This is a genomic window from uncultured Metabacillus sp. (assembly GCF_947503125.1).
Lineage (GTDB): Bacteria > Bacillota > Bacilli > Bacillales > Bacillaceae > Metabacillus.
On record NZ_CANNCR010000020.1, the window covers coordinates 37,414 to 50,063 of the forward strand.

The following is a 12,650-nucleotide window of genomic DNA, read 5'->3' on the forward strand; positions in this document are numbered from 1 at the left end:
ACAAATCTTCTAATGAAACTTATAAATTGATCGGTTAAACTAGTCATAAATTGAATGTTATATTTATTAACATTCAATGATAGTTATTATAACAAAAAAGGGGGAGTAAGAATGACGTTAGAGAAAGTGGAGAAGGCTGCTTTGGATATTCCAATGGAATCCAATAAAGTTAAAAAGAGATTCAAACTGCCGCATATTTACGTTCTTTTATTTTTGTTTATTACTCTTGCAGCTATCGCTACTTATTTCGTTCCTGCTGGAGTATATGAAAGAATACCTGGTCCTGAGGGGAGGACAACAATTGATCCTGATTCATTTCAATGGGTTGAACGGTCACCTGTTGGATTGACTGAATTTATGACAGCTATACCGAGGGGCTTGGTTGCTGCTGGCGAGGTTGTGTTTTTTACATTTATTATTGGCGGTATCTTTGCGGTTATTCGAAATACAGGGCTTATTGAAATAGGAGTTGACAGACTAACAAGAAAGTTTTCAACCAGAAGTATTACACTAATTCCCGTGCTTATGGTTGCGTTTGCCACTGTCTGCAGTTTGATCGGTACACAGGAATTAAGTCTGGTGTATGTTCCGGTTATCTTACCGTTGATGATTGCTATGGGCTATGATTCAATGGTTGCTGCTGCGGTAGCTTTAGTTGCAACTACTGCAGGATTTATGACAGGGTTTCTTAATCCAATAAATACAGGCTTGGGGCAAAAGATTTCAGGTCTTCCCGTGTTTTCGGGAATAGAGATGAGATTCATCGCTTTCGTTGTATTTGTATTGGTCGGAATCTTTTATATTGTCCGTTACGCTCAAAAGATAAAAAGAAATCCAAAGTCAAGTCTGGTATATGAGGAAGATGTAAGTAAGAGAACCGTTTATTTAAATAAATCGGAAGGAAATAAACCAGATGCAACAATGCGTCAAAAAGTTGCATTCCTTGTCCTTTTTGGGTTTTTTGTTTTACTCGTTTATGGAGTATTAGCAAAAGGGTGGTTTATGCTAGAGATGGCAGGACTGTTCATTTTGATGGGAATCGTTGTTGGAATGATTTCCGGATTAAGCCTAACGAATATTTGTGAAGGATTTAATGAAGGCTTCCGCGAGGTGTTGGTTGGTGCCATTATTATTGGCGTAGCCAGAGCGGTTGCAGTCGTATTGGAAGATGGCCAGGTGATGGATACGATTGTGAATAGCTTAGGTGCTGCTGTTGGTGAATTTCCAGCTATTTTTAGTGCAATTGGAATGTTCTTTGTCCAAATGCTGTTTAGCTTCTTAGTTCCTTCTGGAAGCGGGCAAGCCCTGGTGACAATGCCAATTTTAGCGCCGCTTTCGGATTTAATTGGAGTAACAAGGCAGACGGCTGTATTAGCCTATCAATTTGGTGATGGTCTGGGAAATATATTATTCCCAACTTCCGGATACTTTTTGGCAACTTTGGCACTTGCTGGTGTTCCTTGGCAAAAATGGGTCCGTTTCTACATGCCGTTGTTTTTAATCTGGCTTGTGCTGGCCATTGTATTTCTTATTATTGCACAATTGATACAGTGGAACGGGTAAATTCAGTAGAATAAAGATTTTTACAATTTATCACCTTTATTCATTTAAAGGAATAAACATTCTTATCTCGAATAATATATTGAAAGTTAGAAAACGAGATAGGAGAGAGACAAATGGAATACAAAGTATTGGGCAAAAGCGGTTTATTAGTATCAGAACTTTGTTTAGGTGCCATGACCTTTGGAAAGGAGGTCAATGAATCTGACTCTATTGAGATGATTCATCGCTTCTTGGATAAGGGAGGAAATTTCATCGATACAGCAGATGTTTATGTTGGCGGTGAATCTGAGCGGATTGTCGGCAAGGCGATTAAAGATCGCCGTTCCGAAGTAGTGCTGGCAACAAAGGTAAGAATGCGGGTAGGTCCTCATCCAAATGATTTTGGCTATTCACGCCGTCGCATTATGGAAGGTGTCGACCAAAGTTTGAAGCGTTTAAACACGGATTATATCGATCTTTATCAGCTTCACGTCTGGGATAATATCACACCTATTGAAGAAACGATCAGAACATTAGATGATCTTGTCAGTTCTGGCAAAGTAAGATACATAGGGTGTTCAAACTTTTTGGCGTGGCAAATGATGAAGGCTTTATCTTATAGTGATTTTCATAATCTTGTTCGATTTATCTCCATACAGCCACAATATAGTTTACTTAACCGTGAAATGGATAGGGAAGTCCTCCCATTGTGCAAAGAAGAAAATGTCGGTGTCATTCCGTGGGCACCAATTGGGGGAGGTTTCTTAACTGGGAAATACAAGCAAGGTGAAAAACCTCAAAGCGGAAGACTTTCCCATGGGGGTGGTGAATCAAGCTGGGAAAATAGAGCCACGGAAAGGAACTTTGCTATTTTAAAAGTCGTTCAGGAAGCATCGCATGAACTGGACAAAACCCCTGCTCAAGTCGCATTAAATTGGCTGCTAAATAAAGAAGAAGTCACCTCACCGATTTTTGGTGCCAGCAGCCTTGAGCAATTCGAAGAAAATATGGGCAGTGTTGGTTGGAGATTAACAGAAGAGCAATGGAATAAACTCGATGAAGTTAGCAAGCTTCCGAGTGAATATCCGACAAGGTTTCTTGAGAAGTTTCGTCGGTAAAATATTCTAATAAAAAATAAATTAGCATGTCGGCCAAAATCCTCTGAGAGATTTTGGCCAATTTTTTGACCACTTTTGATGGTAATAGTTGTTCCTTTTATTGTGTAAGATGAAATCTAACATGCTTAAAAATAGCATTAACGGTGGTTGAGCTACTCTGTTTCGTTTTGAGAATTAAAAAACGTTAAAAGCCTTCGAAACGAAACTAAAATTAATTGATTAATTTCAAAATGTTAAAAAACTGTGTGAGAATATGTGACAAGAACCCCTTCTGTTGAAAAGAATGTTGTTATAATGATCTCAATATTCAGACAATAGAAGGAGGATTTTTAATGAAAAAGACACATCCGGCATTTGTTATTTTTCTCTTTTTTTTAGGTTGGGTATTTATGTATGCTGATCGCAACATCCTTTCTCCGGTTATGGGCAGCATCGGAGAAGAATGGGGACTTGATAAGGCTCAGTTAGGTTTGATGTCAACTGTATTTTTTGCTGCTTATGCCCTTATGCAAATACCTACAGGGTTTTTAGCTGATAAGTTTGGAAGGGTAAAAGTGTTAGTTGCCGGGTATGTGTTATTTGGTGTTGCAACCTATTTGAGCGGTTTAGCCGCCAGCTTTGCTATTTTTTTATTGATGAGAGCTTTAACAGGTTTAGGAGAAGGAACGTATTATGGTTCCCAGTATGGAATATCATCGAGCATAACACCTAAAAAATATCGGGGACTTGTATCGGCTTTGATTAACAGCGGAATGGCGTTTGGTATCTCACTCGGATTTATTGCATCTAGTTATTTTACATATACATTAAATAAAGGCTGGCAATTTCCTTTTTATGTATTTGCTGTACCGACAATTATTGTGGCGATTTTAATAGGAATATTTGTTAAAGATAATCACCATAAAGAGCAAAAGCAAGAGAAGGCAATACAAGAAAAAGGCAATATGAAGCTATTATTTACAAAAAATCATCTTTTTGTGTATCTATTAATCTTTTGTTCTTTATATGGATTTTTTGGGATGCTGACTTGGCTTCCTTACTATTTACAAACCGCCCGAGGAGTGGATGCTTCACAAACTGGCATCATTGCATCTTTAGTGCCATGGGCTTCAATTCCTGGTGCCATCATCTTTGGAATTTTATCAGACAAAATAAAAAGCAAAAAGCCTTTAATTATTTCATTGGCGTTGGCGGGGGCATTATGTCAATTTGCCATTCCTTATATTGAAAACTATTCCTTGCTTCTTATAGGTTTAGTTCTTTATGGATTACTTGGAAAATTAGCGCTTGATCCGGTTTTAATTTCGTATATGGCTGATATTACCCCTTCTTCCATGTATTCGAGAGTTTATGGATTTTTTAACTTTAGCGGCATGCTATCTTCCATTTTTGCTCCTTACATTACCGGGTATTTTGCTGATCAAACGGGAAGTCTTGAATTCGGCTTTTATTTATCAGGAGTGCTCTTAATTGTAGGAGGGATTCTGTTTATCTTTACAGATAAGCAAATTAAACCAACAATTGATTCTTCATCAACTGTCAAGGTAGGAAAATTAGCTGAGGAGGGTAAAGTAGGGTGAGTAAAGGAATTGTAGGGAGCAAGACAATGGTTGTAAGCCCACATTATCTTGCATCACAAGCTGGAAATACGATTCTTCAAAAAGGGGGAAATGCTTTTGATGCAGCAGTAGCGGTTAGTGCCTGCCTTGCAGTGGTATATCCGCATATGACCGGGCTTGGAGGTGACTCCTTTTGGCTGACATATAGTACTAAGGATAAAAGGATCCGTGCTTATAATGGAAGCGGCAGGTCAGGATCTAACGTAACACGTGAAGTATACAAGGGGAAAAGCTCCATTCCGACTCGCGGGATTGAAAGTGTCATAACCGTACCGGGAATGGTTGATAGCTGGGATGCAATCCTGAAGGAGTATGGAAGGTTATCATTAGTAGAAGTACTAGAACCAGCTATCGAGTATGCAAGAACAGGTTTTCCTTTTTCAAAGGATCAGCATGAGAATACGGTGAAATGTATTGAGATGCTGCAAAGAGATGACGATGCAGCAGCTATTTTTCTTCCTGATCACAAGGTGCCAAATGTAAATGAGAGATTTATCCAAGCTGATTTAGCCGACACATTGAAGGAGATTGCCAGAAACGGCAGGGAGAGCTTTTATAAAGGCGACTTAGGAAAGCGAATCATCCATCGTTTAAAAGAAAAAGGCGGATTGCTTAATGAGACTGATTTTGCTGAACATAAGGGAGTATGGACTGAGCCGATATCAACTACATATCGAGGCTACCATATGTATCAAGCACCGCCTAATTCACAAGGCTTTACAGGTCTAATGGCCCTAAATATCCTTGAAAACTATGACTTTTCTTCGATTTTACAAGGCTCATATGAATATTATCATTTATTAGTAGAAACATTAAAAAGATGTTTTCATGATCGAAATCATTATTTAACTGACCCGGACTTTCACTCCATTCCATTAGATAAATTACTGAGTAAATCTTATGCACAAAAAATGGCACGCTCAATTCAATTTGATCGAGCAAGGCATATTCAAACACAATCGGTTGGCAGTGATACCGCTCATGCTGCAGTTATAGATGAGGAGGGGAATGCTGTTTCCTTTATACAAAGTCTATACTTTGAATTCGGATCAGGAGTAGTTGCAGGGGATACTGGAATTATTATGCAGAACAGGGGTTCATTCTTTTCGCTTGATTCTTCACATGTCAATCGCTTGGAGCCAAGAAAAAGAACCTTCCATACACTAATGCCTGCGATGGCGTTTAAAGATGGACGACCTCGCATTCTCTACGGTACCCAAGGTGGTGAAGGACAGCCGCAAACACAAACCGTTATGATAACAAGAATGATCGATTATGGTATGGATCCACAACAGGCTATTAGTGAACCTCGATTTGTATGGGGCAGAACCTGGGGAGAAGCTACACAAGAGCTCAAGATTGAAGGCCGCGTACCTTTAGCTGTTATTGAGCAATTAATGGCAGCGGGGCATCTCGTTAAAAGGGTAGGTGAATTTGATGGAATTATGGGGCATGCAAATGCGATAATGATTGATGATCAAGGCTTTCTGCATGGCGGAGTTGATCCAAGAAGTGACGGAGCTGCTATTGGAAGATAAGTTGACTTCCTAAAAATCTCGTTGAATGATTTTAGGTATAAACTTTCTTTCGTCTTAAAGGCTTTCATCCAATGTCTGTTAATATTATACTCATACTAAATAATGCTAAAGGATGGGTATAATGTGAAGATCGATAACATTGATAGGAGAATTCTTGAGTTACTAACAGTTAATGGAAGAATGTCGTATTCTGATATAGGGAAAGAACTGGATTTGTCCAGAGTATCTGTTCGCGAACGTGTAAACCAACTAATAAAAAATGAAGTCATTGAAAAATTCAGCGTCGTGATTAATTCCGAAAAAATGGGAAAGAATGTTTCTGCCTTTTTTGAAGTAGATTGTGAGCCTGGATCCTTAGTATCGGTTGCAGAAACGTTAGCAGATAATCCTTGTGTATCCAGCTGTTATCAAATGACTGGTCCAAGTACACTGCATATGCATGTGTTAGTAGATGACTTTGGTGCGTTAGAAAAGTTTATCAATAATGAGCTGTATGCACTTGAAGGAATTACAAGAGTAGAGAGCCATATTTTGCTTCGACGCTTTAAGAGTCGAAGCGGCTTGAAATTATAGAATGGCTATTCGAGAAGGTTACTCTCATTATGCCCTTGAGAAAAGGGGAAATGAGCTTAACCTCTTTTTTTGAAAAATATTTAAGAATTTATAGAAACAAGTGAATTTTTACTTTATAATTGTAAAAGAGTAAAAAATCTTCCGTTTGTTAGGTTATATTTTAATATATATTAACAATAGGATATAAAATTGACATATAATAAATTATTCGTCATAAAGTTTATCGTAAGAAGGTAAAAAGGAAAAAGTGCTTTCGGGGAAGATAAGTCATAATTTACAAAAAGTTTTAATGTAAGTAGAAAAAATAATTTGCAAAGGAAGATCATATGAAACATCTTCAATTATTTTTAGCGTTTTTCCGTGTTGGGATTTTAGGCTATGGCGGAGGTCCATCCTCTATACCGCTTGTACATAAAGAAGTCGTGGATCATTATAAATGGATGAATGATGATGAATTTGCCGATGTTTTGGCATTAGGCAACACATTGCCAGGTCCAATTGCCACCAAAATGGCTGGTTATATCGGTTATAGAGTAGCAGGAATATTAGGGCTTATTAATGCAACCTTGTCGACTATATTACCAACAATTATCTTAATGATCGTTCTGCTAACGACTATTTCTTCTGTTAAAGACTATCCTTGGGTTCAGGGGATGACTGCTGCGGTCGTTCCTGTAGTTGGCGTTATGCTTGCAACCTTAACATGGGAATTTTTTGCGAAATCTAAAGAATCCTTGGGATGGCTAAAATCAATTCTATTTTTAGTCGGCAGTTTCTTGTTATTGGAGGTTATAGGGTTACATCCAGCCATTTTGATTGGCGGCCTTTTACTTGCAGCCATCTTTAAAAAAGATAAAAATCCTGAATCAGATCGTACAGTTGAGAGGGGGAATGCTTCATGATTTATTGGGAAATCTTCCTTGCCTTTTTTATTCCGGGAATACTAGGGTATGGAGGCGGCCCAGCTTCCATTCCATTAATTGAAAATGAGGTTGTAGATCGCTACGGTTGGATGAGTGTAAACGAATTTAGCGAGGTGCTTGCATTAGGCAATGCTCTTCCTGGTCCAATCGCGACAAAGATGGCTGGCTATATTGGCTATCAGCAAGGTGGTATCTTAGGAAGCTTTGTAGGCATGTTTGCGACCGTTGCCCCATCGTTAATCTTAATGATCGTATTATTAGGATTTTTATATAAATATAAAGATTCTCCTAAAGTCAAAAGAATGACTACTTATATTAGACCGACAATTGCTGTATTACTTGGGGTTATGGCATTTAGCTTTTTTTCTACAGCCTACATTGATACTGGTATTTGGCAGACACTTTTTCTAATCGTCATCAGTTTTTTATTATTAGAAAAGTGGAAGGTGCACCCTGCCCTTGTTATTGTTGGGGCTATGGGATATGGAGCAATTTTTATTACGTAATGGTTTTTATCAGGCAAAATAAAAAAATCTAACAAAGTCTCTTTAAAGACATTGTTAGATTTTTCTTCTATATTAAAAACATCGCAACAATCGTTGTCACAACAAGCCCAATTGAAACGGGTATTAGATTTTTTCTTGCCAATTCAAAGGGGTCAACGCCGCAGATTGCTGCCGCTGGAATCAACGCCCACGGAATTAACGTTCCTCCTCCTACCCAAATTCCTGTTACTTGACCTAAAGCTGTTAAGGTTGCCGCACTAGCCCCAATGGCCGTTGAAAACAATTGCGCAATCGAACCTGCAAGGGAAATTCCTGAGAAGCCTGAGCCATCAAGTCCTGTTAAAACTCCGACACCAGTTAACGTAATAGTTGCAATCTCTGGTGTAAGAGGTACGACATTGGCAAGAGCAACACCGAGATCGTTAATAATTCCTTCAGAGCTCTTCGGTAAATATTCTCCAATGATGGAATAAAATCCAGCATCCCCTAAGTAAAAAAACGCAGCAATCGGTATAACTGGACCGAATACACGAAATCCAAACTGAAATCCTTGGATCAAGTAGTTTGTGGTTTCTTCGAGACCGCGTTTTTTGTGAGTCAGACAAGTTGTCACAATTAAAATGAGCAATGCAGTTCCACCGATTAAAGCAGTTGCATCTCCGCCTTGAAGGTTTAAAGTGAACATGAGGATAACATCAATTAGAAAAATAATCGGAATCAACAAAGCTAAGATTTTTTTAGCTGCTGTTGATAATTGTTTATCAGATGAGTCCTGAATAGGCGATGTGGTTGATACTGTTGGAAAGGGTTTTTTTAACTTAATATCTCTCATTAAGAGAAAATAAGCAGAAATGGTTGTAACAACTCCCATTGTAATCACAAGAGGAAAACTTGCTTGAATGACATCCCCAACTGGCAAGCCTGCAGCATCTGCCGTCAGCTTTGGTGCAGCTTGGATGATGAAATCACCTGAAAGAGCGATACCATGACCGAATAAATTCATTGAAATCGCAACACCTAACGCCGGCAAGCCTGCTCTGATAGCAACTGGCAGCAGGACAGCTCCAATTAAGGCAACTGCTGGAGATGGCCAGAAGAAAAACGAAATCATCATCATTAAAATCCCAATTGTCCAGTATGCAGTGGTCGGATTTTTTATGACTTTTGAGAAGGGAGAGATCATCACTTCATTTATGCCTGATATCGTTAATATTTTACTCATTGCAACAATAATGGAGATAACAAGAATCGTAGGCAATAATTCGGTGATGGCAAAGATAAAACTATTAAAAAGACTGCTAATAGAATCACTAACAGAAAATGTCGATGCAGCAGCAAGTGAGAGTATACCAACTATACAAATAATCGTCGTATCACGGCGAAAGAGCATAAAGCCAACGATTGCAAGAATAAATGTTAAGTAGATCCAATGAATGAGTGTAAGATCTATTTCCATTTCTATCACTCCTGTAGGGAAAATGCCTATAATAGGTTCTTAATACTGTATGAATGAGTGAAAGAGAATGTGAGTGGGGCAAGAAAATTTCATGCATAAGCCATGTAGAAAGAAGTTGTCATTTCCAAGGAAATATTGTCAGAAGTGCATAAGTTGTCTAATCGTGGGTTGGACCAAGAAAAGAAGGTAATCCCGCTGTTAGTGGTTCAATTATTGAAATTTGTGATTCAAATCCCACGAATTGTGGCTCATTTAATGAAGTTTGTGGTTCAATCCCAACAATTCGTGGTTCAATTACCCGGAAAGAAGGTGATCCCGCTGTCAGTGGTTCAATTCCCAAGAATCCCTTGTCAGTGTTTCTATCTCAAAGTTTAGTTCATGAATCCGAGTATAAAATTTATCTTTTACTCCTGAAGACTTCTTCCAATCATCTCCTCTTGCAACACAGCCATCATTATTATTATTCATCCAAATCAACAGAATAGTATTTCGCAACATATGCAGGATTTGCAAGGGGCTGACCTAATCCTCCGTTTGAGCCCGTTTTTTTGAGAATCGTATCAAAAGAGGTCGACTCCTGCCATGCCTTAGAGTACTGTTCACTTTCCCATAATGTTAAAATAATGTAAGTGTCACCTTTTAAAGGTCGCAATAAACGAATGGCTGAAATGCCGGTTTGTTTTTCCATTTTTAGTGACTCGTCCTGAAAGGTTTTTTCGAATAACGGTCTAGCTTCAGATGAAACAGGGATATTATTCACGAGAGCATATGCTCCGTTCGCCAAATCCCCTGATGAATAAAGGATGTCATATTTTTTGGGAACATTAAAGATCGTTTTACCATCCGTTTCATGAAATAAAACAGCGGTTTGATTGTTAGCCATAAGCCTTAATTTTTTATCGGTGTGTTTCTTCACCAGCTTGGCTAAGTAATCAACCGTACCATAGGTTATGTAAAGCTTCATCTCTCATCACCTCATTGTTCATTATGCTAAATGGTCATTTTAGTATACCAGTTACTATTCACCTTTTCCCAAAATTTATTGTGTTCACACATATACCTGCCTATTTTTAACAATACTAAAAGAAATAAGGGGTGAGCATATGAAAAAGAAATTTCTTTTATCGTGTCTGATACTAATAATTACTGTTGCTTTCTCGTTTTTAGGCTATATATTTATTATTTTTATGGGGAATTACGTAATAGATGATGAGAAATTAGTTATGAACACAGCTTCTAAGCTCGTTGACATAGAAGGAAAAGAAATAACAAAGCTCTATATTGAGAATCGGGAGCTTGTTGACATTTCTGAAGTGCCGGATCATGTGCAGCAGGCATTTATTTCAGTTGAAGACCAACGGTTTTATGAGCATTATGGCATTGACATGAGAGCGATAGGCAGGGCGTTATATAAGGATATCCTTGCTGGCAGCAAAGTTGAAGGAGGCAGCACGATTACCCAGCAGCTGGCGAAAAATATCTTTTTGACAAATGACAAAACACTGCTTCGGAAAACAAAGGAAGCGATTATCGCTATAAATCTGGAAAAGCGATACAGCAAAGCAAAATTACTGGAAATGTATTTAAACCAAGTTTATTTTGGGCACGGTGCTTATGGAATTAAATCTGCAGCAAAGTTTTATTTTAATAAGGATGTTTCAGAGCTGACTCTTGAGGAAGGGGCCCTTTTAGCAGGGATACCGAAAGCACCGTCAACATACTCGCCAATCGACAATGCTGAAAAGAGCAGAGAACGCCGAAATGTTATTTTAAGCTTAATGGGTGATCAAAACTATATTTCATACGAAGAGGTTGTTAGAACACAAGGAAAAACAGTGAAATTAAAAGTAAACAAAAAACAGGAGAGCCCGTGGATATCAACCTATATTGATATGGTATTTGATGAAGCAAAAGAAAAGTATGCTCTTTCTAATGAGGAGTTATTAAGAGGAGGATATACGATTACTGTTTCCCTTCAGGAAGAGCTTCAAAAGTCTGCTTATGAATTGTTCCAAAAGAAAGAGTACTTTCCGGGAACAGATGAACATGCACAAGGTGCATTTATTTTAATTGATAATAAAACAGGAGGCGTTTTGGCAGCTATTGGCGGACGGGATTACGTGCCAAAGGGGTTAAATCGATTGAATGTGATGCGACAGCCGGGTTCAACATTTAAACCGATTGCGGTTTATGCCCCATCGATTGAGTCAGACTTGTTTCATCCTTATTCGTTATTAAAGGATGAAAAGCTGAAATATGGAGATTACCTACCGGAAAATTATGATAACCAATATGCTGGAAAGGTAACCATGTTTGATGCCATTATTTCGTCTAAAAATGCGGCAGCCGTCTGGACATTATCTGAATTAGGAATTGAGAACAGTAAGAAGTATTTACAAAAGGTAGGGATTTCCTTTAAGGATAATGGATTAGCTATCGCCTTGGGAGGACTCTCAAAAGGGGTAACGCCTATTCAGATGGCAAATGCCTATCGCACGTTCACAACGAATGGAAACTACAGTGAACATCATCTTATCGAAAAAATAACGGATCGCAAAGGAGAAGTCATTGCTGAAAACAAACAAGAGGCGGAGCGGGTTTATTCTCCGCAAACGGCCTGGGATATGACGAGAATGCTTCAGCATGTCGTAAGTGAAGGAACAGCAAAGCATGGCGCGTTTCAAGGTGAACTTGCTGGGAAAACAGGGACGACTTCATTCCCAGGGGTTGAGGGAGCGGCGAAGGATGCTTGGTTTGTTGGTTTTACCGAAAATGTCGTTGGCGCTATTTGGATGGGATATGATAAGACCGATAAAGCTCATTATTTAAAACATGGAAGCTCCTACCCTACTAAATTGTTTAAGGATATTTTAACTGAGGCAAAGTGGGAACAAAACGTGGTATTTAAGGTTCCAGAAGGTGTGAATGATTTAGAAAGTCCAATCCGCCTCAAGGAAATCGATAGAGTAGATGCAAGATACACGTTTAAACCGCTTGGATTAATCACGTTAACACTTCAATGGGAAGCACAACAGGATGAGCGAGTGGAATACCGAATATATGAACAATCTGAAAGTGGACAAAAGCTTGTCGGAACCGTTACAGGTAAAGGATTTTATGAAATTCCGTATGTAAATGTCTTTTCAGAAAGCACGTATAAGGTTGCCCCATTTAATGTCCAAACCAGGGAAGAAGGGGTCGCAGTTGAATTCTCGAAACCAAGCTTATTTGGTTCAAATAAATAAGAAAAGCGTAAGCGCCTTGATCAGCCTAGGGCAAATAAGACGCTCATGAATAGAAGGCGTTCTTTGCCTTCAATTCATGAGTGACTAGACCCTAGAGGGGGCTAGGCGCTGGAGCTAGACACAAAAAACT

The 12,650-nt window shown here is 38.7% G+C and carries 11 protein-coding genes; 8 read left to right on the forward strand and 3 right to left on the reverse strand.

Translation table 11 applies throughout. The annotated features are described in order from the left end of the window. Positions 1-111: 111 nt before the first annotated feature. The 7 genes from Q1B07_RS14425 to Q1B07_RS14455 all read left to right on the forward strand — a co-directional run bounded on the left by Q1B07_RS14425 (position 112) and on the right by Q1B07_RS14455 (position 7,819). Positions 112-1,563, forward strand: a complete 1,452-nt coding sequence (locus tag Q1B07_RS14425; protein ID WP_299091378.1) for a YfcC family protein — start codon at positions 112-114, stop codon at positions 1,561-1,563. A 113-nt stretch (positions 1,564-1,676) separates the two neighbouring features. After that, positions 1,677-2,660, forward strand: a complete 984-nt coding sequence (locus Q1B07_RS14430) for an aldo/keto reductase (RefSeq protein ID WP_299091375.1) — start codon at positions 1,677-1,679, stop codon at positions 2,658-2,660. 332 nt (positions 2,661-2,992) lie between these two features. Beyond that, complete coding sequence (locus tag Q1B07_RS14435; RefSeq protein ID WP_299091373.1) at positions 2,993-4,240, forward strand: MFS transporter; 1,248 nt, start codon at positions 2,993-2,995, stop codon at positions 4,238-4,240. Beyond that, positions 4,237-5,817 carry a gamma-glutamyltransferase gene (gene ggt / locus Q1B07_RS14440; RefSeq protein WP_299091370.1) on the forward strand — a complete coding sequence of 527 codons (1,581 nt, stop codon included), beginning with the start codon at positions 4,237-4,239 and terminating at the stop codon, positions 5,815-5,817. The genes Q1B07_RS14435 and ggt overlap by 4 nt, the downstream gene beginning before the upstream one ends. 123 nt (positions 5,818-5,940) lie before the next feature. After that, positions 5,941-6,390 (forward strand): Lrp/AsnC family transcriptional regulator, encoded by a 450-nt coding sequence (locus Q1B07_RS14445; protein WP_299091367.1) that lies wholly within the window; start codon positions 5,941-5,943, stop codon positions 6,388-6,390. Positions 6,391-6,716: 326 nt separating this feature from the next. Beyond that, the gene (locus tag Q1B07_RS14450; RefSeq protein ID WP_299091365.1) at positions 6,717-7,292 is read left to right on the forward strand and encodes a chromate transporter; all 576 of its coding nucleotides are present in this window, start codon (positions 6,717-6,719) and stop codon (positions 7,290-7,292) included. After that, entirely contained in the window at positions 7,289-7,819 is a 531-nt protein-coding gene (locus tag Q1B07_RS14455) for a chromate transporter (RefSeq protein WP_299091362.1), read from the forward strand. The genes Q1B07_RS14450 and Q1B07_RS14455 overlap by 4 nt, the downstream gene beginning before the upstream one ends. 67 nt (positions 7,820-7,886) lie before the next feature. On the opposite strand, the gene Q1B07_RS14460 is transcribed toward Q1B07_RS14455, so the two are convergent. From Q1B07_RS14460 to Q1B07_RS14470, 3 genes are all read right to left on the reverse strand, one after another. Further along, a complete protein-coding gene (locus Q1B07_RS14460; protein ID WP_299091360.1) occupies positions 7,887-9,275 on the reverse strand; it encodes a hypothetical protein in 1,389 nt (462 codons plus the stop codon). A gap of 157 nt (positions 9,276-9,432) precedes the next feature. Then, on the reverse strand, positions 9,433-9,615 hold the full coding sequence (locus tag Q1B07_RS14465; protein ID WP_299091358.1) for a hypothetical protein: 183 nt from the start codon (positions 9,613-9,615) through the stop codon (positions 9,433-9,435). Between the two features lie 120 nt (positions 9,616-9,735). Beyond that, the gene (locus Q1B07_RS14470; RefSeq protein ID WP_299091355.1) at positions 9,736-10,239 is read right to left on the reverse strand and encodes an antibiotic biosynthesis monooxygenase; all 504 of its coding nucleotides are present in this window, start codon (positions 10,237-10,239) and stop codon (positions 9,736-9,738) included. A gap of 139 nt (positions 10,240-10,378) precedes the next feature. On the opposite strand from Q1B07_RS14470, the gene Q1B07_RS14475 reads away from it, so the two are divergent. Beyond that, positions 10,379-12,520 carry a transglycosylase domain-containing protein gene (locus Q1B07_RS14475; RefSeq protein WP_299091353.1) on the forward strand — a complete coding sequence of 714 codons (2,142 nt, stop codon included), beginning with the start codon at positions 10,379-10,381 and terminating at the stop codon, positions 12,518-12,520. Positions 12,521-12,650 lie beyond the last annotated feature (130 nt).